This window comes from Paraburkholderia megapolitana (genome assembly GCF_007556815.1).
Lineage (GTDB): Bacteria > Pseudomonadota > Gammaproteobacteria > Burkholderiales > Burkholderiaceae > Paraburkholderia > Paraburkholderia megapolitana.
The window spans coordinates 59920-85565 of the sequence record NZ_CP041744.1; the positions used below are offsets into that span (position 1 = coordinate 59920).

A 25646-nucleotide genomic window follows, 5' to 3' on the forward strand; every position below is an offset into this window, starting at 1 on the left:
GCTAGCGATGATCGTGAAAAGGGGTAACCGTACCTTTCATGCGAAATCTGGCGGTGGATGCTTGCGGGGCGTCCTGTAGCAAGGCTTAGCAGCCCCGTGGTTCTTGCCGAATCGGCGAATTCGCTAAGCATCGATCGGTAAGGATATTTGGAAATCAACCGCCACATTTTGCACGGATCGGAAGATTGCCCCCAAATCCGTCATCAGGATAGACCGCCTAAATAGGCTCGAGTACGGCCCGCACCTGCTGGCGACCAGTTGGCCCCTAATTGAGCTTACGCCAATAGACAACGCCGCTACCTTCATCGGCAACCTCGAGCGGCGACCTAACACTGCACCGAGTTCTAAATTCGTCAATGGCCGCGCGGCAGCCCTGCAGGCGATAATCGTCGACGATTACATATCCCCCAGGTGATAACAACGGGTACATATTTTCCAGAACGTCGAGGCAAGACTGATACCAGTCGACATCGAGGCGGATGAGCGAAATCGCAGATGTTTTAAATGATGGTAACGTGTCGTTGAACCAGCCTTTAAGAAATATTGTCTGATCGTCCAACAGGTCGTAAGCTCGAAAATTATCCTGTACGTCTTCGAGTGAGCATTTACAGTCGAGATAAAATTCGGGCGCCTCGTCTTTAAAGCGGTACCAGATTTCGTTATCCATAATTGAGTCTTTTATGCCCGGCGGTGGCAGCCCTTCAAACGAGTCCGCTACTACAACTCGCCGCGAGGTGTCGCCAAGGGCTTTCAATATGCCGCGCATCAAGATTGCCATGCCTCCACGTAGAGTGCCGGCGTCGACAACGTCTCCATCGACTTTGTCAGCTGCGATACGCAGAAGACATTGCTCGACATTGTCCAGTCCATTCATGGGCACATAGGTATGCACATTCCGACTGCGCCTCGCGCGCACAAAAATTTCGGCAAGCGAGCCTGGCGTGAGATATGGATAAATAGCCAGTACATGAGGCGTCTCGGCCTGAACGCGCTCCAGAATCTGCGCGCAACGGCTGATCTCTTCCCTGGTCGCCGCCGGCATATCCGGTTCATAAATGGAGTTCGTGAGAATCTTCTTAAGAAGCCAGACGTAGTCGCTATTGTAGGATGCAGGTGACATTTTAAACGCTTTCCTGTTAGCTCAATGTGCTGCGACTGACAAGATTCCTTGCCTCAGAAGTTGCTGTACAAGTACAAGTTTGGAGGGAATGTCGAGCCCCCCGGGTATATCGGAAATCTTTAAAGGTGCAGAAGATTCAAGTAACGCTACGATCTCGGTTTCCGCAACGTCCGGGATTTCTATGTACGCCGACGCGGGAAGCAGTGATTTGCCAGGCCGTATGGTCGACGAAGGAAAAATTCTCATTTTATCGCCGGATTTTTTTAATTTCGCAAATTTGAGATGGTTCCGACTCACCCGGGTATCTTGTGTTATTGCTTGCGCCAGAGAAAAGTTAGTCATTGCCTGACCATTCACTTCCGGACGATTTGCATTGAATGATGTCTCGAATGAATCAAGTAGCTTGCGTGGTTCAACGTCTTTTAATTTCGAGCAAAATTCATCTATGGCCGCTGAAATCCTGCGCTCATTATCGGCGTCGTTTTTATAGATTGGCGAGCGTAACGATGACAGTGATTCTGTCAGAAGGGATACTGCGAAATTTAGCAGCTGGTATGGCTTCCATACGTTCAGACCGACACTTAGATGAAGCGAATGCTCCGTCGTACATAGTGCGCTGTGCGGCACACCACTCGGTATGTACAGAACGTCACCCTTGTTCAGCACGAATTCATCGATGGGCGCTGGTTCGGCACTCTGAGACATCCGATAGTTGAGTGCGTGTGTCGGTGAGTCGATCACCTTGTCGTAGATCTTCCAGTGCTTCGACCCCTCAAGCTGGATTATCAGTGCGTCGGCGACGTCGAAGTGAACGGGGAATCCACGCTGTCCGGCCGGTGTCAGGAACGACATCGCATACACGTTACCACCGATAAACGCTTCGAGCTCCCGACACATTGCGGCGACGACCGGATGACGGCTATCGTAGTCTTCCACCTTGACTGTCGCCCCACCCGCGTATGCGCGGTCAATGTACGCTTTTTGCGTTTCCTGCGTAAATCGAGCTTCTGTTGGGATGTGAAGATCGTTGCCTTTGTCGAGGACGCGGATAAACGTATGCAGATGCCCCTCGCACTGGTTCAAATATCTTTCCATATCGACGAGTGAGACGTCTCTCCAGAGCTGACTTGCGTCCCGATAGATGTGGTAGTGCCTGCCGATCACGCCAGCCATAAATTCAGACGGTGAAGCCGTTCCGAAAACGTACTTTGAAAGCGTTTCCATGTCTGTGTCGCCCTCTAATCGTTAAACTGACGAATAATTGCGTGTTGTATCAAAATCGCAAGCACCGTATGGCTCGTCGCTTCCCCATACAGGTCGGCAACCTGGGAAAATGAAAAGCCATCGGGCGATTTTTGCAGAAGATCGAATAGTGCGACGGCGCCCTTTGGGAGTTGCAGTTTCCCCGGTGAAAACGAGCCAATGTCGATCTCAACGCCCTGCTTGAATTCGACTGGAAAACTGACTATCAAATGCTCAGTTGTTTCTTCGCAAAAATACAAACTCCCAGGAGTGAGCTGAAATCTGGCATTGGTATCGGGGTTGTAAGTTGAATGCACACGCTTGTATCTGCTGCTTTTTGCGATTTTCCATTTGTTGTGCAGGAGCTCCAGATCGCTTTCTGAAACATCGTGTGCGAGACTTTCCGCAACCAGCCTGGTCATGCTAAAGGGTGATAGTTTGCGGGTTTTGTTTTCGGAAAGTACGCGGCGCCACGTTGACGAAAATAACGCTGCTCCCATTTCCTCGCTGCGATTTCGCCTGATTCCGATTGAGAAATGTATGGACGAAGCAGATTGGGTGTACGCTTGATGCGGCACGCCTGTAGGTATAAATACACCGTGACCGGGCGCAACCAGGCCCTTGAGATGCTCCTCACCGATGAGTGCCTCATCAATCTGATAACCGTTCAGGCTCGCAGATGGTTTCCCGGAGTAATCGAAACATTTCCAATGCTTTTCGCCTGCGATCTGGTACGCGAAAACGTCGTGGTAATCGTAATGCACCGGTGTATAGGCACTGTCTTCCGGGCTGACGAAGGCACTGATGGTGATGTCTGCATCCAGTGAATTACCCATCATGGCGGCGAATTCACCAAGATAGGCGACGTGCTGGTGCAAGTCCGTCAAGTATAATGTTAATTTCAGATCGCGACTTAATTGCAGCAAGCTGTCGTAATTTCCTAGGAAAGACGACACGTCGTCAGACACTTCTGTGCGATTACTAAAGAGACGAATTTTTTGCGTATCGTGCGAAAACTTCTTAAAGAAGGAGTACAGATCTTTCTCTATTATACTAATCTTCGGCAGAACGTCATGAAGATCCGCCTCCACGAAATGCGCTTTGGGCGATTCTGACGTTGACAGATTTCCCAGTGCGGTTTCATTCATATATCGGCTAAGCGTACTCGGACTTGGTCGCATGTTCATTCCTGAAATTATCCTGCTGGTTTTCTCAAAGCTGATGCCCCGAAGTACCTTGTGCTATAGAAAAATGATCCGCTCAGCAAAAGGAAGACGAGACAGCCATCCATGATGAAAACCATGGGAGAGCTGAAGCGGCCTAGAAGGAATGCTCCGACAACCGGGGCCACGAGCTGGACCGTTGACTGAACACCCTGGCGTACGGAGCTGATCTCTCCAAGATTCCTGGTGAACGTCCGGCTCATGTATACATTCGATGTAACTGCGAACGATGCCCCAGCAAGACCAGAGACAAAAAAACACGCGCAAAGCGCTATCGTGTTCCAGCTGGAGTGGTCGCGAAGTATCAGTCCGATCAGGATAAACAGGACCGAAGAGACGAGTGGCGGAAAAATCATGTCCTGGAATCGCCCGCTCTTCGAGGCGCCATTGCTCCTTTTCACGAGATAGAGCGCGCCGATCGTTCCCCCAGCACCGGCCGAGGAAACCAGTAACCCGATCACATGCTTTGTGAAACCCAGATCCTTAAGGATGAGCGGCATCTGATTGTTGACGGCCATTCCAAGGAACGCGTATATACCGACTATGACGAGCAACGGTATCGGCGATGCCTGGTTCGATGCCGACTGTTTTCCTGTCTCCTTTTCGTTTTCTGCAGGATCGGCGTCATCCTTGACCCCTGCCTTTGTTGCGAAGAGAAAGCAGATCCCACCCAGTCCTGTTAGTACGGCCGAAACGACAAGGACACTATGTTCTCCAAAGTACTGGCTTGCCGCCGCACCGATCGTGGGAGCCAGAATCTTGCAGCTATTGTTTGTGACACTAAGTAGAGAAAAGCGCTTTGCCAGCAGATCGCTCGGCGACGTTCGTGCGGTGAGTGTATTTATGGCGGGGACAATGAATGCGCTGGCAGCGGAGTGAGCTGCGACGAAAAACAGGAATTCAACGTAGCGGTTCGCGAAAAGGATCACCAGAGTGCCGATGATGCGCAGAAATACGGCCGCATAGAGGATTCGCTTCGCATCATGTCTGTCGCAAATCCGCCCTACCTTGCGTGCGAAAGCGATGCCGGGAATCAGTAGTGCACAACTGAGCCAGGCCATGTCATAGGACGATGCCTTGAACTGGTAGGCGCTCAGATTCAGGATGGCAAGGAAATCGATCCATGAACCAAAGTTCGCAAAAATATCCCCGATCAAAATTGGCCGGAACGATCTAGATTGCATCCAGCACTCCATTGCGAACGAGTTCTTTCGCCAATACCAGTTTCGAGGCTACGTCAAGTACTCCGGGAAGGTCCCTGATGGCGGATGGTTCAGTAAGGCCCAGGATATGATCAATTTCCTGTTCAACCATTTTTGGTAGCTCGAGAAAAGGTGATTGTTTCTCGGGATTTTGAAGCACATTGCTTATATCAGAGATGTAGAGTCGTAATTTCTCGTCCGTGACGGTCTTCCTGATGATTTTGGAACGATTTAACGTTATCAGGGAATTCTCGCTCAAACCGCTCAGGGAAAAAAGATTGCTTATTCCACGGTCGTTGACAGCGGGTCGGACGGAATTCATGGAATTGCAAAAATTGGCGAAGGACTCGTCAGGATTCAATTCCTGGAGAGTTTGAATACACCTGTTCAAGGCTTCTCGCAGCAAGACTCCGCAATATGGCTCGGAGGAATACAGGGGAGCATTAAATGCAGGTTCGACAAAGGAAAGGCTGTTCACGGCAAACTGAATTACGTCGTTAGGCGTCCAGGCAAGATGACCAATACTGACGTGTAGCGACGCACCTTCTTCGCATTTCGCTGAATGCGGTGTGCCGGGAGGCAAATAAAGGACATCGCCGGGTGCAAGCACAAACGAGTCGATGGGTTCGGAGGCTTCCTCTGAAGTGATCAGGCGAGCCATCGAGCGCTTGGGGTTCACGACAGAGCGCGGATAGATGGTCCAGCACTTGGTGCCGACGAGCTGGATCGCAAAGACAGACTCGTGATCGAAATGTGGCGAGAAACCTTTGCGTGCAGGCGGCGTCAGGAAAAATTTGGCGACCGCATTTCCGCCAAAGACTCGCTCAATTTCCCTGCAAATCGCTCCGAAGACAGGTGTGCGCCGCTCCAGTTCAGCGATTTTGAAAGTCGTGCCCTGGGCGAGTGCAGACCGGATAAAGCTTTTCTGCGTCGGACCTTCCCGATCGGTGGTCGGTGGTATGTCGACTGGACGTCCGTCGTTGGAGCCCTTTACAAACTCATGCAGCCGCCCTTCGTGGGAATTCAGGTAATCGTCAAGTATCTTGAGATTCCAAAGATCTGGAAGTCGGCTTGCGCCCTGCAAGACCGTATGCTTTTTATTTAAATAGGTTTTTGAAAATACATCCAGACTGATGTTCCCGAAGATATGTTCGGCCAGCACGATGCCCTCGTACGGTGGTGGGTAACAGAGTCCGAGTGAACTGGCCGACAGATTACAGATCGGCCAGTCAACCGCACTTAATCGTTGCGACTACTAGTGTTGCGACTTACGGCGGTGAAACTACTTCAGGAAAAGATTTCGTGCTGGGACAGTACAACGATTGCTTCGGGCAAAACGAGTTTGATATCTTCCGGATTAAGCGTCATTTTCCATACCCTTATGAAGTGTGAGAATAAGGCTTACATGCCGCCAAGCGGCCAGATAAAATATCATATTCATGGCGCTTACGCACAAAAAAGCCGTGTGTGAGTGCAGAAACGAATTATTACGAAACGATGTAAATGCGGATTGGCGCGGAGTTTCGTCGTGTTGCGGGCCGTGTCAGCAGAACTCCACGCCCAGTGCGGCGGAACGGCAGTAAGCTGCCGCATGAAAGTCCAGCAGCCCGAAGGCGGGACCGTACTGTCCCAGCGGGCAGATTGCGGCCGCCTCGATTAGGAGCCGCGCGGGAGCAAAACGGTCCGGTTCGCTCGGCGACCGCCGCCCCTGGCGGCTCAAAATTCAGTTGGCGCGGACAAAACAGCCCTCACACAGAGCATTTCGGACCTCCTCTACACCGCTCGCATGACTTCAGCGACCTTCAACTACGCAAGCGGCAACGCTTGTACCCGGTAACTCCATGGGCGCGGCTTCCCTTGGCATCGAACAGCACTTGCAATGGGGATCCCTTTCAAGCTTCAAGCGGACAAAATCCATGCTCTTCAGGTCGAAATTCGCCATAGCCCCTATAAGCCCGCCGTCGATACCACACAACAACTTTAGAGCTTCGCTGGCCATCGCCGCTCCGACGACGCCAGTCACCGCGCCGAGCACACCACCTTCTGCGCAGTTCGGAGCCATCTCGCCACTTGGCGCTACTGGGAAAACGCATTCGTAGCACGGCCCTTCGCCGCCGAAGACCGCCACCTGGCCCTGCCATTGGTAGACTGAGCCGTGGACACAGCGCTTACCGAAACGATGGCACACGCGGTTTACAAGATAGCGGGTCGCGAAATTATCGGTCCCATCAATAACTATATCGTGATCAGGCACGACCCGCTGAGCCAGAGCAAAGTCGAAACGGCGTTGCAACCTGTCGATTTTCACATCTGGATTAAGTGCGCGCAGGGCAATCCAAGCGGACTCGACCTTCGCAAGTCCAATGCGGTCGGTGGTATGCAGAATTTGACGCTGCAGATTACTTTTATCCACCGTGTCGTTGTCCACCAGCGTGAGCGTCCCTACTCCGGCTGCTGCAAGATACAACGCCACCGGAGAACCGAGTCCGCCGGCACCGATAATGAGGACTCTCGAACGCTTCAAGCGTGCTTGGCCAGCTTCGCCGAGTTCGGGTAGCTTCAGTTGGCTTAGGTAACGTTCGCGGTCAAATTGGAAGTCTTCGTGCATTTGCGAGAGTTGGCCTCCGGCAGCTTTCCAGGCCTCGATGCCGCCAGCGAGACTGACTACCTGCCTATACCCCATCTCGTGCATAGTCTTGGCGGCCAGTAGACTGCGGATTCCTGAGGCGCAGTAGACCACGATCGACTGCCCCTTGTCTGTCACTAGTCGCTCAACCTTCGACTCGAGTAACCCGCGGGGGATGCACAGGGCGCCCGAGATTACACCTGTGCGCGACTCTTCCGGCTCGCGACAGTCGATGATGACGCGGGCTGTTGCGTCAAGACTGGCCGTGGCAACGTCAACCTCGTGCACCATGCGGCGGGCTTGTTCGAGGAGTCGGACTAGATGACTCATTATTCAGTATTCTCCGGTAGTTCTTCAACTTCTAGTTACGGCTCATCCACAGCGAGAGAGCAAATCTTGCAGCGGTATAGTGCATCATGAGAATGATGCGGTATTTCTCGTAGCAGTCCTTGAATCTGAACTCGCTGATTCGTGGAGCTACTACGGCGCACCGCACCTAGTTGGTGTGCAATCAACTTGGAGACCTCATTCGATGTCACCTAACCCCCTGCCAGAGCTGTCAACAGTCGGATTTCAGAACTAGAGCAAACCGGAGCTTCACGTGGGTCCGCAACGCACAGGTTCCCGTCGACGAAGATCCGCAAATAGCGATTGACTAAGGGTGCATTCGCGTAAATCTGCGTCTTAAGCGCAGGGATAAGGTGCACAGCAGCCTCAAGCACCGCCGCAACGCTATCCCCCTCCAGTAGGAGTTTTTGGTCGCAACTCGCTCGCTGCGACATCTGTGAAGGAAGAATGAGAGTTACCATACTCAGGACCTTAGCTATGAATTGAGGGTTGTATTGAGGATCACGACCTTCGAAAGATCATCACGAATGCGATGCAGCAACTCCCACCCGTCGAGCTCTTTCTGGCGCACGACGTTGGCCGAGATTAGATTGATGGCACGCATCAGACGGGGTTCTCTCGAGAGAGCCGGATGTACCGCCAACCGAGCTAGACCGCGTTCCGCGAAATGTAGGCTGGCATAAACTCCGTATAATCGTTCGGCGCTCGATTCATCAAGACTGCCGGTCATCACCAATGCCTCCAAGGTCGCAGCGAAATCAACCATCGGAAACGAGACGTGTGAACTGCTAGCGTCCTCGAAAGTCACACCGAGGTGATCATCGAGAAAGTAAGGGTTGTCACGGATTTGTTCAAAGATCCGGCCACAACCTACCATTCCGAACTCATGTAGCTCTGCAGCACGGAGGGCACCCATACTCCCCGCGCCGTAGACCACCATGCCGGTCCGCAGAGCATCGAGCACTTCAGTGGGCGTTACGGCCATGCTCTGAAAAAATTCTCCGTCGATAATCCCAACCACATTCACCCCTTCTTCAACATCACGCAAAAGATCGCCCCGCCGAATGGGCGGCAGGGAAACGGCTTCGGGCAGCACGGAACAAACCTGTTCGAGGGTAAGACTAAGACCGCCGTAAATCTTGAGCTTCATGTAGTGCCCCCTAGTGGCTGTCGATGCGGTACTGCCGATGGAAGGGCGCCCGATCCTCTTTGTTGGCAAATTTTGCGCACTTGAATTCTTTCGGGACATCGAGGCTTGGTATCAGTACTTTGACCACCGGTACGTCGACACCACGTCGCGTCAGGTTGGCGACGAGCACATTGTCGTGACCGAGTTCGAACAACCATGAGAATACGAACCGGAGCTCCTCGCCTAGATTGCTGAAGCGATGATCGTGTACTCGGCGGCGAAAATCCTCCATGTGCAGCGTCCGTTCCTCAGGCTGTATGCAAAGGCCGAAGACCTCGTCTTCAGGATCAACGCTTGCCGAGGCGAAGGTGTGCATCTTCATATCCTCGCGACTACCACTGATGTGTGTCGCGCGACATTGCAGTGCCTCAGAGACCGCACGAGAGACAGCGATGTCCACTGTTCCCGCACATCCCCAACCGGAATAGAAGGTATCCCCGCTGATCAGGCAGGCGCGTACCATCGGAAGGTTCGTTAAACCGGGCAAAAAAAATGCATAAAGCTGAATGATGTAGTCTGAGGATTCTTGACCCAACGCGGCTCGTAGCGAAGGATCTTCGATTTCATCCTCATATAGAGCCTCCAAGGCCAGACCTCCGGCTTCCATACGACTAACGTAGTAGCGTTCAATCAACTCGTACAGCGCGTGAACCGTCGCTTCAAGGTAGGTGGCGCCAGAGGCCAAACCGTTGGAACCACTTATGAATCCGGCACCCGTGTCGTAGTAGGAAGGGATGAACGGAAAATAGACTGCCTCGGCCGGAACGTAAACCTCGCATTGCAGCCGAACGGAATACGCGGGGGTCCACATTAACTGATCGTCGATACCCAGGGAGTGCTCTGCACGCTGAATGAACTGGTCGGGACGCACTGCTAGCCGTTGCCTGCGCAGATAATCCCAGCTCGCACGTAGTAGCTGCGGAACACGTGGCTCCACGCAATAACTCTCGATCGCTTCCATCAGGCATGAGATACGAGCCTGGGTCTGGGTGGCCCCTTTTCCTTGCGCACCTGAATTCTGTCCGTAGTCGGCGCTGAGATGGAGGTTCGGACGGCAGCTCTGGTAGACCGGGAAAGGCGTAGGGCTGAGTCGTGAAATGTCAGCGACCCGCGTAATACCGACCAGCGGTGCAATTCGCTCGATCCGGGCGAGGAATGCCTCACCGTCGAATGACCGGTTGCCGTTGGCTGAATACACGACTGGTTCTTGCCGCGCCAGCTCCTCTCTGAGAGTCAGCGCCGGATACTGACTGATAAGTTCTCTACTCATTTCAGGTCCGCGGTTATGCTGGACAGTTCAGAATGGTTAAAGGCCATCGGCCAGACCTTGGCGTACCAACCTTCCGCCGCCGCATGGTCCAGATCCAATAGAGTGCCCACACCGGGCAGCCACGAGACAGCTAGCGCGAGCAGCGCGCCGCAGAGCGCAAACCCCATGTAAGCCGCTCCTACAGATACCCGCGTTAAGGCTAAACCTGCCAGCACGGGCCCTAGGAGGGAAGCAAAGTCGACACTCATGCCTGCAATGGCCGCCATGCGAGCCTGCATGTGCGTGGGCCGGGCAAGCGTGCGATGAGTGAAACCCACGAGCATAAGCGTTGACTGCGCGAATCCGGCAACGCAGAAAGTGGCCAAGAGCACCATAGGATTCTCGCTTGCTCCAAAAGCCACCAAACCTAGCGCGAGCAAGATACCAGCAACTATCCGTGCGCGGCGACGGCCTAGCCAGCGTACCGTTATTTCCGTTCCCTTAAGCGCACTCAACAGCATTCCCAGCGACAGCATCGCTTCGCACCAACCGAACCATTTTCCTGACAGTTGTAGCGATTGCACCTTCAACGGCACAAGCATGTTTAACACTGGGAGTAAAAATAGGCTAGACAGGAAACTGACCAATATCCAATTGCGCTCCAAAGGCACAGTCATTGACGCACGTAATCCCTCGCGGATATTGACGATCCACGAACACCTTTCTTTCGAGTGAACTCCAGCCGCGTGCCACGGAACACAGCAAGCCAGCAGCGCTGCGATACCAAGCACCACTGCTTGAATCAAAAACGCATTAGCCGTACTGGATACCGAGAGCAACGGCCCCGCCACACCAGGCCCTGCGAGGCGACCAACCGACTGAGCAGATTTCTGGTACGCAAATGACTTAGACAGAAAACTGGTATCTGCCAATTCAATGAGCTGCGCCGAAGATACCGAGGCGAAAATTGCATTGGCACATAGGGCAATTGCCTCCAGCACGATGAGAGCCGCCAAGTCGTAAATGTTGTTCCAGGCGAGCAACTCCATCGCCAAAGCTACGAGGGCAAACAGTCCGATCGCTAGCACCCGCATCGTACGTTTTGGAAATCTATCGCCTAGCGGCGACAACCAAGGCGCGGTAGCCAAAGAGATTACAGCGATGACTACGCCAAATACCGACAAATCGCGAACCCCACCCGACTGCGTCACCCACCACATCACTGTGATGTGCCCCATCATAAGTCCAAGCCAAGTCAGCGCCTCGCTTGCGAGGACCTGCGGCATACCCAGACCCAATTGGCGTGCATTGTAGATATATCTCATTTCTTCACCGGTGCTCGAAAACGAATCCCTGCTTAAGAAACCGGCCCTAGGATGGAGCAACTGAAATCAAAGATACCGACCATTGCGATCTGACGGGGGCGAGATGAAAGGATCGAATAAGTGGGGCAACAAGACTCTCTCGAGCACCGCTTGGTCAGAGAAGCAATGCTTCGGAAGTGCTGAGCAGTTTGCTACCAAGAGTCATCACTTCGACCTCCGAGGCGGCGTCGCGACCTGGAACGAGACCGGCCGCTGTTCAAGTGAACGTCGATGGCACGATGAACCAGCTCCCGCAGAGTCGACTCGGTCGCCTCCACGGGAGTGGAGGTGCCGCCACCCAAGCGACGGCACCTCCGCCCATCAATTACTTCTGGCTCGGCGGCAACGTATTGATAGCCGACGGACCCGCAATGAGATCCTTCTTGGACAGCTTTTGCAGCGGCTGGGTGATCAGTTGTTGTTTGACTTGTTCCGACTTTGCGATGATTTCCATTGCTATTTCCTTAGTTACATTAGTTAGCAATCCGCACGAAATATTTCGTGCGAGGAAACTATACCTCAATTAAATTTTGACTGCATTAATATTTCTAAAGAAAGCTATGTCGAATTGCTACGTGGTTCAAACCACGGGCATTCATTGGCAACTTACGCGTATATGATGGCACGGCAAGGCCCAACGCGAATTGATACTTCGCTTTCCTAGACAAAATTCATCGAAAATGAGATGTCGCTGGATTGTCGTCGTAAATCAGATCTGACTCAGTATCCCTTCTTCGATATCATTCTGTTTTCGCCACATGCTTGTCCCGATAGGCACAATGCACGCCTGCACCGTCGAAAACGAGCAAAGGCTGTGGGGTTGGCACGCCATCGCCCATACTTTCCAGATATCGATCAAGCAGGTTGGGCTCATCGAGTAGCTGTTTAAGCGCACTGCGCAGCGCTTCCAATTGGGATTCGACTGGCGGCAGCTTATCTCTGGTCAGGTTTTGGCGCCACACGGGACTTTCCGCGACGTACGGACTTAGCCAGCGGAAGAAGTCCATTGCCGTTCTGCGCCGAAAGCCGAACGAGATGTGCATACATGGTTCATTGATCGGAATAGGTGTGTGCCACCAACCACGCGGCAGATAAAGCACGTCCCCGGGTGCAATGATGCGGTCCCAGACCGGAGGCGTGGTCGGCGGTGGTAATGTCCCGTGGATATCTTTCATTGGACTGATCACACTCGGCTCGTGCAATTGCCAGCGTTTTTGCCCTTGTATTTGATAGACGAGGACATCTCCGTCATCCCAATGCGTAGTGAAGCCGGCGCTTTGACCCGTGCCCACGAACAGCGTGGCTCCTACTTTCTCGCCTAGGCGAGATTCCAAGGCGATTTTCACTCCACGCACTGCCGGCCAGAGATCGTCCAAATTTTCAATCACCAGCGTTACACCTGATTCGAGTTGCGATGCTATTTTTTCGACGCTGATTCCACGCACGCGCTCGCCAAGCGCGTCGGATCGCACCTTCAGGTATTTCGCCGGCTCCAGCGCCCTACCGTTCTTTATCAATTTGCAGCGAGGGAAATCGAGATTTCTGAAGGTGAGTACTTCGTTGAGTCCACTCCACGAGAAAACCGACGTGAAGGAGCGCTCATTCCCTTGCATGAGGAGCATGTCGTTCTTGCTGGATGCCTCATCGATTCGTTGCCATTCCTGTTGCGTAAGGCAAGCGGCAACGTCTGCGCAAACGGACGGGATAGTGTCTCGCATTAGCTTACCTGACCTGATTGGAAGGCGGCCGGGTACGTCCGTTCGTAAAAATCTATGATCTCACTCTCTGGCAGGCTTAGCGCGCGGCGAGTGTGCGCAAGAAGTGTGATAAACGGGGCAATTGCGATAACAGCTATGCCGCCGATAAGCATCACGGTTTTTGCCCCCAAAATCTCCACGCCAGCGCCAGCGGCCAGAAGTCCCAGCGGGTTGGCGCAGGTCGATATAAAAACCGCCATCGCATTCATTCGCGCGCGGAAATTAGCCGGCGTGGCGGCCGACCGCAACGAGCTGGTGTTGACATTAATGAGCGAAAATGCATTCCCCATTAAGATAGCAAAACCAAAACAGGTTGCCTCGTTCTTCATGAGCGCGGTCGACAAGAGACCGATCCCTAACAGGCAAAATCCTATAAATACTGATCCAAATCGGCCAACCTGTCTGTTCAATACCTTAACGGTGACGGTGGTACCGAGAAGAAGCCCGATCCCGAAGCAGGTATCAAATATCCCTATAACAGTCGCTGGTGCCTTCAGCTCCAACTTAACCCAGGAGGGAAGTACCACAGTGAAGAAAGGGAACATGACCAAGTTGACCAACGCCGCCACGATGGCTAACTGAAATTCTGCCGTTGTACGCTTTACAGCTCGGAAACCTTCCTTCGTCTTCGGCCACCAAACCTCGAAATACGCACCAGACTTCGTATGAGACGATTGCACACCGAAGTGGATATGGCAGAACAAAACCAACACTGCACCAGCCAAGCTTGCAATCGCAGCCAGTATGAACGTCGCGCCGACGCCGAATACTCCGATCGTAGACGTTCCAATAATCGGACCCACAAGCATCAAAGTGGAGTTCGTAGTCATGCGCACACCCACCGCCGCAGTGATTTGCTCGGGCTTAACGAGCAACGGTACGGCACCTGACGCTGCCGGATCACGCGCTGCAGAGCTCAAGCTCGAGATCAACAGCAATCCGGTAAGCACATACGTATTGAACGTGCCTGACAACGACATGATCAAGATCAGGACTGCGGCCAACGCGGTTAATGCTTGCGTTGCACTCACGACTCGGAGCTTAGGGAAATGATCTCCTAGTGATCCAAGCATTGGCCTGGCATAGACCTCTGCCGCGCTTGCAGTCGCGAGGATAGAGGCAAATATTGCTGGTGATCCGGTCTTGCCCAACGCCCACCATGCAGTTGCCACCCGCAGGAATTGAACAGATGCATTCCCACAAACAAGGCCGATCTGGAATACGTGAAATGGAAAACCAAGCTTCGTCTTCAAATGGAGCATGCTATTTCTTCGATCAACGATGCGTTAAGCGCGTTCATTCCACCGCGAAGGCTATAGCTGGTCCGGTATTCTTTCGATTCGAGGAATCTCGCGGCCTTAGCGCTACGTCCCCCCGATTGGCAATAGCATACGATGAGAGCTGCCTGGGAAAGTTCGCTGAGTCGCTCCGGCAGCGTGGCCAAAGGGATTAGCGTTCCGCCGATTGCGGCTGCTTGATGCTCATGCGGTTCCCGCACATCAATCAGCGCAACTGCTTTGCCTTGTTTGAGCCAGTCAAGAAGCTCCGCGACAGATATCTCAAAGTCAGGTGTGACGCATCGATCGTCGATGTGCTCTACAGGCACGGCAGACTTTCGATGTTTGAACTTCAAAAGTCGGGTATTGCAGGTCAATGCGTCGAACACCAACAATTTTGAGCTTATCGGCTCACCGATTCCCGTGATGATCTTCACCACTTCGTTGGCTTGCAGTGTGCCCAGGATACCCGGCAGAACGCCGATCACGCCGGCTTCGCTGCAATTTGGCGCCATGTCACGGCTGGGAGGTGCAGGGTATAGATCTCGGTATGATTTGGGTCCTTCGGGGTCGGCTGCCCAATGGAACACCGAAAGTTGGCCCTCGAACTGGAATATGGAGGCATACACCAAGGGAATTTGGAGCATTCCGCAGATCTCGTCTAGCAGATATTTAGCTGCGAAATTATCTGTTCCGTCGACCACAACGTCATACTGAGCACAGATGGCCGCCGCGTTATCCCGCGAAAGGAAAAGCTGATGCACTTCAACAGAGATGTTGCCATTCAATGCTAGCAGACGATCGCGCGCTGCTTCAACTTTCGAAGTGCCCACGGTACGCTGGTCGAACAGCACCTGCCGATGAAGATTGCTCACGCTGACGGAGTCGCCGTCCACGATGCCTATCTTACCAACCCCCGCGCCTGCTAGATAGAGTAGTACCGGCGACCCCAATCCTCCGGCGCCAACTACCAGCACTCGTGCACGCTTAAGCTTAAGCTGCGTTTCGATTGTCATACCCGGCAGTTTGAGCTGCCTAGCATACATAGCGAGTTCACCCGCGGTCAGTTGTGCTTGCATCGTCTAGCCTCCAGCAACCGCCATAATCAGTTGAACGTCGGCGCCCGGTCGCAAAGGTGTGTTCATATCTTCCACCACTTCGCCTTCAACGAAGATGTTGAGGAATTCGCGAATTGCGCCACGCTCGTCAAATATTTGTTCATTCAAAAGCGGGAAACGTTCGACGAGTTGTCTTAGCGCAGCACGTAAGGTGGTTCCATCTAAGACTAAGTTGGCTGAAGGAGGCACTAAAGATTTAAGTTGGCTCGGCAGGGAAATTTGAATCACGAGGCGTCTCTAAATATCTGAGTTAGTTTGGCAATGTTTGACTTCGAAGCATGATTTCATCCTACTGACGATGTCCCGCCCCAAAGCGTTTAGATGCGGGCTGCCATCGAGCATTTCGATGCAACCTAGTCGATATGAATGCAGGTGTTCCAAGCGAAGCATCTCGCCCCCTGTCGCGCTCCCGTACTTTAATTTGCGTTCGAGATAGATGCACACCGATGTCGCAAACATCCCCGCGAAAATCACACCGCGTGCATCCTTTCCGCGAGTACCTGACGGCAAGACGAATACGCCCGGATTCCGATAATCGTGCATATCAGCGATTTCTCGAATGAATCCCATCCAAACATGCGAGTATTCGTGAATCAACAGTTCCTCAAGGAGCGAGTTTTCTTCAAATGCACGAGGCCCCAGCATGATTTGCTGCGGCACAAAGCTGCTGGTCCAGCTGAGAATCGAATCACACAGTCTGATCTCCACCGGCACCGAAAAGCAAAGCGTCCATTCTGGAAATAGATCTGTGATCCGAGCAAGGGCGCTAGTCACGTTGGCTTGTTGACCGACGCTCAACTCAGAAAAATCCGGAACATCGACCGCTTCGCGGGCACATTGACGATATACGTCATGCGCCGCGCGCGGCGCAATGAAGTCGCCCGCAGGCCGCGATGATTTTGCCAAGCGCTGCCGTTTCAAGGTGACAAGCGAGGCCAAATAATTAGCGTTGAATTCCAGTCCAGTGAGTGGTAGACCGCCAAGCGTTGTTAGCAGCGTCTCTTTGACTAGGGCTCCAGCAGCAAGGTTCTGCATCATTTCCGACCCGCGACCCAAGGTCGAGCAACCAAGAATTCCTTGAAATCATGGCACTTGACTCGATAGCGTTGAAAATGCTTCATCCGCCTTAACGATTCCTCTAGTTGCGTTGCGCCAGTGCCGGAGTGACTCAACAGCGTGCGGAGGGCAGGTAGCGTACGGTTTCCAAACCAGGTACAAGAGATCTTGGCTATGACCTCACGATACTGCGCAGAATCGATCAAGCCGTTGTCAATGAGGTCTTTAAGATATGCTTTGATGTGGATTAGCGGCTCACTGACGGGAGTATATGGCGGTTCGTCGGCGTGAACCAGTGCGACCACGTCGTCCGGTAAATCTTCGTCCTCTGCGAAGGCTTCGTAGACCACGCCGAAGCCCTTCATACCAAGTGATGCCATTTCCGCCGCGCGGATTGCGCCCATCGAAGAAAGCCCCCATACCTCCCAGCCTTGTTCAAGTGCGGTTCTGATTTCAGCATGCGCGACGGCAGGATAGCGATGGTAGGTTCCGTCCACGATCACGATGACTCCACCCAGATCCTTCTTGCATAGTCGCGCAATATCACCCCGACGAACTGGTGGGTGAATGCACAGTCCATCAGACCAGTTCTCAGGAAGCTCGAGGCCATGGCAAGTTGGTCCCACGAAAAAATGGCATGAAAGCCGAGAAATTTCCATTACGCGTCTTCCCGGGGCAAAGAGCTTTCAGCCGCCGGTTGGCTAGCCAACGCATGTGCAAAGCGGGGACCTACTCGCTTAGATTTGGGATCTACATGTTCCGCGCCCGGGATAACGACCCGAATAACAGAAAAAGGAAAATCTGGCTCGCTCAACGGAACGGTGACGCAATACTCAAACCCCGCTTTTTGCATCGCCCGGCGAAGTTGCCACATAGCGCTATCGAGATCCGTAATACTTCGCTCATAACTTGGTATTTCTTCGAAATCTATAGGGTCAGAACTATCGGAAACAGATGCGCGAAGCATGGAGGTTGCTAGGATCTCGTGATCACGACCGTGCGTCTCGAAGTACGCCACTCGTTCGATGATGTCATCGCGGCCGCCGTGAATGTGCGAAAGCCGGCTTTGCACCGCTTCAGCCACAGCGCGAACGGCGGCGACTTCGGCAATCGGGTGCAGCCCAAAGCCATCCGCTATCGCTATCGCGTCCGTATCATTTGGTTGCAGCACATACGCAGAGAAAAACGGCAAATCATATTCATTCGAAGTGTATCGCAGTATCAGCGATAGATTTGCTTCCTCTACTTTTTTCCGCATTGAGCGAATTGAATCCGGCTCGCTCGACCGCGTGACCATGCGGGATTCATTTCTCAACCGATTGAATGAAATGACGTCCCGCTCAAGAACTTCACAGATTCCATGTATTATCGCTTCCTGCTCTGTATTACCGGAGCACAATCCATTAGTATTCGTCCCGCCAAAAAGGGAAGAATGATTCGACGCTTGAAAAGGGTGAAACACAAGATCAGCGGGCATTCGAACAGTATTGCCCGAGAAAATCTCCCGCCCTTCGACGTAACACAACGAGGTGGTTTCACCTACGGCATAACCCCATTGCGGGCAAAGCGTAGGAAAAGTCATCCCCGCCGGAAATGTGGAGATGATTTCGCCAACCGAACCGTATTTAATGCGGCTCATGTGCCGACGATAATCAGCCAACGCAAATTCAATTGATTCCATATAGGCACCAATCTTCGCCTCCTCTGCACGCATCCCTTTGCCAGCGTGAACGCACAACACTTCCGGCGCCGCATATGGTCGTATTCCGGAAAATACGGGAATGCCGATTTTATCAAGCCACGTCACATCCGTTACACGAGTAATACCCAAATCCCGCGCGACAAGCTTTGCATTGGCAATACTTGCTTCCGCGGATATGCTACGAAGACTCGAACTGAGGCGCTGCATACTTATTTAATTTTTACGCTGAATTGATTTGATAATTTCGGCGGCAAATAAATTTACCGCCGAGTGACTACTTAATAGCCAAAATTGACGAGATTATTGTTCGCCTCATGGGCGCTGCAGGACGCCTCCAGCAGCATATTGTCTTCGTCAAAGAAGTTGTCGAGACGAGCGGAAACCTCATCCGAAACATTGATACTAAGTTGCTTCTCGGAAAATTGTTGGTTAGCTTTATTCATTTATAAGCTCGAAATTTAATTAGGAGATTTACCAATTTGAACGCGGTTTATTCAATCAAACTGGCAAGTACATGCTAATCAAACTTTTTTTGATGCGCGATAAATAAATTAGAATGATTCGTCTACCCACACCCATTCATTTAGCTTTCGTATTGCCGCAAAAAATGAAAGGCAAATGAAATATAAAAGGCCGGATGTTTATATAAATGAAATATTTGGCGCAAATAGTGGTGAAAGGCGTAACCATCTGTCCCTTGTTTTGCACAGAATTGGCCGGTCGTCAATTAAAAAATGTGTTTTGCCAAAGTCAGTTCGTGAAACGGTACCTCACAGATACGAGGGGCGATCGATTTCCGTGGAATTCGGGAGCCTTAAAATCTTGGGATAATCGGATTGACAAAACTCAGCAATGATGCGCTCTTTACTAAACCTTTGACGTAGGTATCAATCACGTGCGTCAGATGCACGCGAAGTTCATCAATCGTAAGCAATGGGATGGACGCCTGCACCTATAACGGCATCGATGTGCCAGAGTGGAAGTGTCGTCAACCACTCGAGCAACGCGAGCGCCCACCACGGAGATTACAACGATCCGCATCGACCGGTGACTGGGCCGATCCTGAGCTGCTACGACGCGACCGCACGCAGCGGCTGTTCGAGGGGCCACTGTCCGAACGCAGCCGGCATCAGGCGCTTGGCATCCTCTCGGGTCTGCTGCCATATCTCGTGAGCGCCGGCTATCTGGCCGGCAATCCGCTTGCGCTGCGCCGTGGGCGAATAACTTCAGCCAAGCGATCCCGTCGGTCGAGCGCTACCTCGATCACACGCTGTGGGACCACGTACTCGCGAGCGTCGAGCAGTGGCCGCACCTGACTGAACGGGATAGGCAGTACTACGAACGCAGTCGCTGGCTGATTCGCCTGCTGTACCACGCAGCCCTGCGCGTCTCCGTCATCAAGCCCAGCGACATAGGAATAGAGAGATGCTTCCTCGATCGTGAGTCCGCCTGCCTGTTGCGCTTCATGTTATGCGGTCTGGTATTGATTTGCTTTAGGAAACCCGGACCAGCACGAGAGCGAGTTTTTCGGCAGCCCGTGACAATGAGACCAGCGCCCTGTGCGCCAGCGTACGCGGGCGCATGGCGTCGTACCGCAGGCTATGCCCTACGGCAGCAGCGGGATGCTATGCCTGCTGTTCACCAACGTGACGCCCGTTACGCTCGGCGCGGTGGCACCCGTCGGGTCGATTTGCGACCCATCCGGCACCGACCCTTCCAGCGTCACGGCGCCGTCGTGTGCGCGCACCGTGACGGGGGAGACGCCGAGGCCGTTGTCCTTCGAGATCGCCGTTCGCACCAGGTAGCCTGGCCTGCGGTCCACGTTCTTCTCCAGTCGCTTGCCGGCCGGCGCGGTCGCTGTGGTTGCTTCGTTGAGCCCGGCACCCACCTGCCCATGGACCTGGCCGCTCACGAATGCTGTGAGTAGGACTATTCCTGGTGCCTTCCCTACGATCACTTTCATGATTCTCTCCTCGTCACAGGGCGCATGAGCGGACCCGGATTCCGCCCGAAAAAAGGGCCGCCTTTCAGCAGCCCATCAATAGAGACCAACGTAATGCGCCCCGGGGTGGGCGCGACCGCAGTCTAACGCTGTCACGGATCGGCGTAAAGGCGCCGGGGATGATCGCCGTAATGGCGCCAGTTGGAAGTGGTGTCAAACGTGGATTCGAACGGCCTTAAGAATGCGTTTTTTTACTGGATTCTGCAACGGGGTTTTCGCCGCTCGCAGGCATCGGTTTCGGCTTACAGAAGCTCTCGCTCTCGATGACGATGCGGCGGGCACCATGACGTAGCCGGTCGAGCGTCGCGGCGCCGAGAACTCGGTTGTCGGGGAAGGCATCGCCGCATTCGCTGAGATCAAGATTGGTATGTCAGGATCGTAGCCACCCGCTCGTACCTAGCCGCCACCCGGTCGTGGAAGTCTTCGTCGTGTGGCGCGCGCAGGGGTTGTTGTTCTTCGTGATCACACCCGGTGCACCGAGCGACGCGAGCAGTGTGGTCAGTTCGGCGGCGGTGACAGGGGTGGCATGTGCGCCGGTACCGCGCGCAAGAAAATCGGACACCGTGACCTCGCGGTCCACCACGGCATATTCGTAGCCGTCGGGGTCGACCTGCACATGACTCAACCGGACCATGCGGTCCGCGTCGTAGTCCCGCGAATCACTGTCGTCCGAACCATCTCCTCCGCGCAGGACAGCATACGTGGCGCCGCCGCCTTTCAGCCGCTCGATGCTCCTCCGTCGCTCGTTGCGCGCGGCCTTCGTTGGTTTCGCCCAGGGCGGGGCCGCCCACACCTCGATGCGAACGGTACTGTCCGACAGCACCGCCCGGCGCTTCTCCCACAGCTTCAACACCGCCACGTCTTCGCCGCAGGCATCCCACGACCAGCGGTGACTCGTAAGCTGCAGGTCCAACGTGTAGAGCAGGAACTCATTGATCGTTCGCGGATTCTTCTTTGCCATCGCGTTTCCCTTAGAGAATGAAAGGGACTTCCCCTCTCGCTGGTGTTGATGAACGCTCGGGACTTCATCTTGGCACGCTGATGCCGACTTGCGGCTTCCGCCGCAGCCTCGGGACGGGGAAGTCCCTTTCATTCTCTAGCGTGCTTTGGGTTCATGTTCCCTGTCTCGGAATGCGTTCGAAAACCAGGCCTGTCTCGAGAGAAAAACCGTTGGGCGCTCGTGGCCAGTCAAACGTAGATGCAACCAGACTCCCTCGGAAAATTGACCTCACAGTGGCCGTGCGGACGTCGATGATTCTCACGCGTTCGTCTTCGCAAAGAGATTGTGAGGTTGAACCGGGTAACTCCAGTTCCAGTAACGCAGGAGCGTAATCACAGCATGTTTCGCGGCTGACGCAGTGCCGCCCTGCCCAAGCCCGGCTTCCCTGTACGTCGCCCCGTCGAGCAGGACGGCACGCGCCATCGCAATACTGCGGTCCGAGATTGGCCTTCGCTTTGGCATCGGCTTTCGCGCCGTCACCATCAGCGCGTCGAATTGCCAGGGCGTAAGAGCCGGCAGGTTAGAGTATTTCAGCGATACACCGCTCTCGACTTCGCTTGTCACGTCGCCTTCTCCCCGATTAGTTCGTTCAGCTGGACAGGCGAGCCCTGAACCAAATGGCGCAACAGCGCCGTGGCCGCTTGATGCGCACCCCTACTCCCGGTTCCGCCATGCCCGAGCGCTATCCACTCTTGTCTCAAGATAATCGCGCTTTCCAGCATCTCTTTCCAGCGTTCCTCTGGAGGCCATCCCTAAACCGCCTCGCGCCCGACTGGTACGATACGAGCTTTAACTATTTCACGGAGCCGACATTGACGGGTAGAGATATTCAACTCGCATAAAACCATAAACGCCCAGAGATATCGGTGTCTTTTACAACGTCAGATTTTCTGTCAACAAAAACCGTATTCATCCGGACAAGGTCAACCAGCTCGAGCATGGCCTGTTGATCGAAAGATCGGACAGGGAGGCGACTGGACCTCTCGCAGCCTGTGACCATTCGGGGAATCAAGAAATGTTGTGCGATACCGGTCAGCTGGCCAGCGACCGCAACGCTCCACACATTCATCAGCCTTGCATACACGAGTAAATGGAAATCGTGAAATCAAAGATTCTGGCGCCCGCCATCAGAACATTGCCTTGGGCTGGGATCGTGTTGTCAGCTGCGTTCGGCGCATTGTTCAACCCATATGCGCTCGCGCAAGGCACTCAGGTAAACGTCGACAATGCGACACCGGCGGGAACGACCGCCGCGCTGGATGCGGCAGCAACCTCGGCGTCGCGCATTGCATCTCCTTCTGCTACGTCCTCTACGACGGGCGGTTCAACAGAGAGTCCCTTAGCCACGCTGAAGCGGGTCGAGGTTACCGGTTCGCTTATTCGCAGTTCCGACAGGATTGGTTTCAACCAGGTCCAGACGGTCACGGCGAAGGACATCCGTGACAGCGGGGCCAATAGCGTCTCTGCATTTCTGCGCAGCACGACTGCCAACTCAGCCGACAGCTGGAGTGAAGCCACAAACAACAATTTTGCGGCGGGCGCATCGGGGATCGCGCTGCGTGGCCTGAGCGAAAAATATACGCTGGTCCTGATTGACGGCCAGCGGGTCGCTCCGTTTGCGTTCTTCTCGAACGGCGTCGATGCGTTTTTTGACCTGAACACACTTCCGCTCAGTGCGATCAGCCGCATCGACATCGTGAAAACCGGTGCCGTTTCACAGTACGGCTCAGACGCAATCGCGGGCGTGGTCAACATCATCACGAAGCATGACTTCCAGGGCCTGCAGCTCGACAGTAGCTATGGTGGCTCCATCGATGGCCGCGGCGGCAATGGAACGGCAAAGTTCAGCGCGCTAGGCGGGTTCGGCAATCTCACTTCCGACGGCTACAACGTCACGGCATCGGCGAGCTTCGCGAGAGACAATGGTTCGACGCTGGCGGATCGCGATTCGACGTCACCCATGGACTTTACGAACCGGCCCGGCGGCATGTCGTTGCTGGCGCCTTCATACTGGACCAATCCCCTGACCGGAAACCCTCAGGCGCTGGGATCGTGTCCGTATGGCAGCTCGGTCAAGCCGGCTAGCTCTAATTTCACCTCCGTTTTTTACGGCCAGACAAACGGCACGGTCTGTGGGCTCTATACCGGCAATGGCTTTTCCATAGAGCCATGGAGCCAACGTCTTAGCGCGAAGGTAGATGCGCAGTTCAGGATCAATGAAACCACCACTGCGTTTGCAGATCTCTGGGAGAGCAACAATACGAGCGTCCAGGGCAGCGGAGTCTCGAATAACACCGTCGGAGGGACTAATTCCTCTTTGGTGTACAACCCTGCAACGAAGCAGTTCTCCCTGTTCAACAACATCGTGCCGGCAAGCAACCCGTACAACCCGTACGGCGTCGCGACTCCGCTCATCTACACGTTCCCGAGGGCCGTCGCGGAAACAACCGACGCCAATTACTGGCGGGCCGCCACCGGCCTCAAGGGTTCCGTTACGCTGCCGGATGGCGAGTGGAATTGGGCAACCACCTACACCCACTCGCAAAGCGACGTTTCCAACACGTACTCGAACCAGCTGAACGTCAGCGCGCTGAACAACATCTACCAGAACGGCACCTATGACTTCGCGAACCCGTCTGCTACGCCAAACGGGCTCAACGGTCTGTACATGAACGCGAATAACATCGGCGTCTCGAAGCTTGATACGCTCGATGCGACAATTTCAACCCCTACTCTGTTGCACTTGCCGACCGGTGATGTCGGCTTCGGTCTTGGCGCCGAGTTCTTCCACCAGAGCGAGTCCCTGGCGCAGGGCGCTGCATCCGCGAGCGGCCTTGTCCTCACCCCGTACGAGGAAGAGGTGTCCGGACAGCGTAACGTAGCTGCAGCGTACTACCAGCTCGACATTCCGATCATCAGAACCCTGACCTTCAGTCAGTCTGGCCGCTATGATCACTACAGCGATGTCGGTGGCGCATTCTCGCCTCGGTTCGCGCTGCGCTGGCAACCGGTCAAGGAGTTGACTGCCTACGCGTCCTACGATCGCGGCTTCCGCGCGCCGACGTTCGTCGAAGACAGTACGTCACAGAACATGGCACTTGTGATCAATCAGTCAGGCGCGGTCACATCGCTTACATCAGGCAACCCGAACCTGCACCCTGAGCGCACGAAGAACTACAACATTGGTTTTGAGTTGTCGCCGGTCCCCACTACTGAGGTCGGTGTTGACTGGTACCGGATTCACGTGAGCAACGCGATCGGCATAGACCAGCCATCGTCTACGGTGAACTACCCGGGCTCGACCATTCCCGAATACGAGACCTTCCAGTACCAGAACCTCGGTGACCTCGATACGAGCGGCTTTGAGACCACCTTTCGCGAGTCGTTGCCGACTGCGGTTGGTACGTTCACGTTGTCGGGCGACTGGGCCTATGTAGACACGTTCAAGTTCCAGCTGGGTGGCCAGACCGTGAACTCGGCTGGCAACAACCTTTCATTCAACGAGCCGTTCGGCGGCAGCTTCCCACGCTGGAAGGGCAATACAACCTTGAGCTGGGCCTGGCACGCCTGGAATGCGGCGCTCTCGTGGCAGTACACGGGACCGTACACGCAGACTTTTACCTTCATCCCGACGCCGACCCCTCAGGCCGGCAGCGTGGGGTCCTATAGCCAGTTCAACCTGATGGTGACCTACACCGGATTCAGGCATTGGACCATCTACGGCGGCATGAACAACATCTTCAATCGCGCGCCACCGTTCGACGCAGTAGGTCAGGACGGCCCTTTCTGGCAGCAGGGTTATGACACTTCGCTGTACTCGTATGTCGGCCGCTTCGCCCAGATTGGTGCGACGTACAAGTTCTGATCGCCACCTCACGTCGTGGCGCAGAGGCATGGCGGCCCTCGCGTTTCTCCGGAAATCAGGAAGCCAGAGAATTTGAGCCCGAAACCGGGCACAAGGTAGCCTACGGTCAGTCTGCGATGTAGGATAGATAGGTCTTGCGAGGTATCGTTTCGATTGCGAGCGACGCCCGGATGTCTGTAGGCAACCATCCCGTGCGCTGGCGATCGCCCGGACTGAGTCAATGCTCTACGGTGGCCGGGTCGAACCAGACCGATCACGCAACTTTTGCCGTCCGATGCTGTGACAGATCGCACGAAAGGTAAGACG

General features: G+C 54.2%; 22 protein-coding genes and 3 pseudogenes. 3 read left to right on the plus strand and 22 right to left on the minus strand.

What is annotated here, in order from left to right; all coding sequences use genetic code 11:
* Nucleotides 1-265 precede the first annotated feature (265 nt).
* The 18 genes from FNZ07_RS13040 to FNZ07_RS33620 form a co-directional block, all read right to left on the minus strand.
* Nucleotides 266-1120, minus strand: coding sequence for a TylF/MycF/NovP-related O-methyltransferase (locus FNZ07_RS13040; RefSeq protein WP_091020567.1), 855 nt, complete (start codon nucleotides 1118-1120; stop codon nucleotides 266-268).
* 21 nt (nucleotides 1121-1141) lie between these two features.
* Nucleotides 1142-2344, minus strand: a complete 1203-nt coding sequence (locus tag FNZ07_RS13045; RefSeq protein WP_091020565.1) for a JmjC domain-containing protein — start codon at nucleotides 2342-2344, stop codon at nucleotides 1142-1144.
* Nucleotides 2345-2358: 14 nt separating this feature from the next.
* On the minus strand, nucleotides 2359-3510 hold the full coding sequence (locus tag FNZ07_RS13050) for a JmjC domain-containing protein (protein ID WP_170275748.1): 1152 nt from the start codon (nucleotides 3508-3510) through the stop codon (nucleotides 2359-2361).
* A gap of 47 nt (nucleotides 3511-3557) precedes the next feature.
* Nucleotides 3558-4769 carry an MFS transporter gene (locus tag FNZ07_RS13055; RefSeq protein ID WP_170275749.1) on the minus strand — a complete coding sequence of 404 codons (1212 nt, stop codon included), beginning with the start codon at nucleotides 4767-4769 and terminating at the stop codon, nucleotides 3558-3560.
* The gene (locus tag FNZ07_RS13060) at nucleotides 4759-5949 is read right to left on the minus strand and encodes a JmjC domain-containing protein (protein ID WP_170275750.1); all 1191 of its coding nucleotides are present in this window, start codon (nucleotides 5947-5949) and stop codon (nucleotides 4759-4761) included. The genes FNZ07_RS13055 and FNZ07_RS13060 overlap by 11 nt, the downstream gene beginning before the upstream one ends.
* A 630-nt stretch (nucleotides 5950-6579) precedes the next feature.
* Nucleotides 6580-7743 (minus strand): ThiF family adenylyltransferase, encoded by a 1164-nt coding sequence (locus tag FNZ07_RS13065; RefSeq protein WP_091020558.1) that lies wholly within the window; start codon nucleotides 7741-7743, stop codon nucleotides 6580-6582.
* A 493-nt stretch (nucleotides 7744-8236) separates the two neighbouring features.
* On the minus strand, nucleotides 8237-8911 hold the full coding sequence (locus FNZ07_RS13070) for a TfuA-like protein (protein WP_091020556.1): 675 nt from the start codon (nucleotides 8909-8911) through the stop codon (nucleotides 8237-8239).
* A gap of 10 nt (nucleotides 8912-8921) precedes the next feature.
* A complete protein-coding gene (locus tag FNZ07_RS13075; RefSeq protein ID WP_091020554.1) occupies nucleotides 8922-10220 on the minus strand; it encodes a YcaO-like family protein in 1299 nt (432 codons plus the stop codon).
* The gene (locus tag FNZ07_RS13080) at nucleotides 10217-11524 is read right to left on the minus strand and encodes an MFS transporter (RefSeq protein WP_143098194.1); all 1308 of its coding nucleotides are present in this window, start codon (nucleotides 11522-11524) and stop codon (nucleotides 10217-10219) included. Before FNZ07_RS13080 ends, FNZ07_RS13075 begins: the two co-directional genes overlap by 4 nt.
* Nucleotides 11525-11888: 364 nt before the next feature.
* A complete protein-coding gene (locus FNZ07_RS34280; RefSeq protein ID WP_281250588.1) occupies nucleotides 11889-12017 on the minus strand; it encodes a hypothetical protein in 129 nt (42 codons plus the stop codon).
* A gap of 286 nt (nucleotides 12018-12303) precedes the next feature.
* The gene (locus tag FNZ07_RS13085; protein WP_170275751.1) at nucleotides 12304-13185 is read right to left on the minus strand and encodes a JmjC domain-containing protein; all 882 of its coding nucleotides are present in this window, start codon (nucleotides 13183-13185) and stop codon (nucleotides 12304-12306) included.
* A 95-nt stretch (nucleotides 13186-13280) separates the two neighbouring features.
* Nucleotides 13281-14582, minus strand: coding sequence for an MFS transporter (locus FNZ07_RS13090; protein ID WP_091020548.1), 1302 nt, complete (start codon nucleotides 14580-14582; stop codon nucleotides 13281-13283).
* Complete coding sequence (locus FNZ07_RS13095; protein ID WP_091020546.1) at nucleotides 14570-15676, minus strand: ThiF family adenylyltransferase; 1107 nt, start codon at nucleotides 15674-15676, stop codon at nucleotides 14570-14572. The genes FNZ07_RS13090 and FNZ07_RS13095 overlap by 13 nt, the downstream gene beginning before the upstream one ends.
* A gap of 3 nt (nucleotides 15677-15679) precedes the next feature.
* Complete coding sequence (locus FNZ07_RS13100; RefSeq protein ID WP_218161350.1) at nucleotides 15680-15943, minus strand: MoaD/ThiS family protein; 264 nt, start codon at nucleotides 15941-15943, stop codon at nucleotides 15680-15682.
* A 9-nt stretch (nucleotides 15944-15952) separates the two neighbouring features.
* On the minus strand, nucleotides 15953-16753 hold the full coding sequence (locus FNZ07_RS13105) for a hypothetical protein (RefSeq protein WP_091020543.1): 801 nt from the start codon (nucleotides 16751-16753) through the stop codon (nucleotides 15953-15955).
* A complete protein-coding gene (locus FNZ07_RS13110) occupies nucleotides 16750-17430 on the minus strand; it encodes a TfuA-like protein (protein ID WP_091020541.1) in 681 nt (226 codons plus the stop codon). Before FNZ07_RS13110 ends, FNZ07_RS13105 begins: the two co-directional genes overlap by 4 nt.
* Nucleotides 17430-18680: a YcaO-like family protein gene (locus FNZ07_RS13115; RefSeq protein ID WP_091020539.1), complete on the minus strand. Its 1251-nt coding sequence runs from the start codon at nucleotides 18678-18680 to the stop codon at nucleotides 17430-17432. Before FNZ07_RS13115 ends, FNZ07_RS13110 begins: the two co-directional genes overlap by 1 nt.
* Before the next feature lie 71 nt (nucleotides 18681-18751).
* A complete protein-coding gene (locus FNZ07_RS33620; RefSeq protein WP_170275752.1) occupies nucleotides 18752-18916 on the minus strand; it encodes a hypothetical protein in 165 nt (54 codons plus the stop codon).
* A gap of 591 nt (nucleotides 18917-19507) precedes the next feature.
* Between FNZ07_RS33620 and FNZ07_RS34070 the strand changes: the two are divergent.
* Nucleotides 19508-19866: pseudogene (locus FNZ07_RS34070) on the plus strand (site-specific integrase); the annotation flags it as partial.
* A 213-nt stretch (nucleotides 19867-20079) separates the two neighbouring features.
* On the opposite strand, the gene FNZ07_RS13125 reads toward FNZ07_RS34070, so the two are convergent.
* From FNZ07_RS13125 to FNZ07_RS13140, 4 genes and pseudogenes are all read right to left on the minus strand, one after another.
* Complete coding sequence (locus FNZ07_RS13125) at nucleotides 20080-20436, minus strand: BON domain-containing protein (protein ID WP_143098193.1); 357 nt, start codon at nucleotides 20434-20436, stop codon at nucleotides 20080-20082.
* Between the two features lie 214 nt (nucleotides 20437-20650).
* A pseudogene (locus tag FNZ07_RS34625) lies at nucleotides 20651-20924 on the minus strand (ATP-binding protein); the annotation flags it as partial.
* The gene (locus tag FNZ07_RS13135) at nucleotides 20846-21436 is read right to left on the minus strand and encodes a hypothetical protein (protein WP_091020537.1); all 591 of its coding nucleotides are present in this window, start codon (nucleotides 21434-21436) and stop codon (nucleotides 20846-20848) included. The pseudogene FNZ07_RS34625 and the gene FNZ07_RS13135, both read right to left, overlap by 79 nt.
* A gap of 297 nt (nucleotides 21437-21733) precedes the next feature.
* A complete protein-coding gene (locus FNZ07_RS13140) occupies nucleotides 21734-22039 on the minus strand; it encodes a hypothetical protein (protein WP_091020535.1) in 306 nt (101 codons plus the stop codon).
* 298 nt (nucleotides 22040-22337) lie between these two features.
* On the opposite strand from FNZ07_RS13140, the pseudogene FNZ07_RS34490 reads away from it, so the two are divergent.
* A pseudogene (locus FNZ07_RS34490) lies at nucleotides 22338-22453 on the plus strand (GNAT family N-acetyltransferase); the annotation flags it as partial.
* 121 nt (nucleotides 22454-22574) lie between these two features.
* A complete protein-coding gene (locus FNZ07_RS13145) occupies nucleotides 22575-25340 on the plus strand; it encodes a TonB-dependent receptor (protein ID WP_091020585.1) in 2766 nt (921 codons plus the stop codon).
* The last annotated feature ends 306 nt before the right edge of the window (nucleotides 25341-25646 follow it).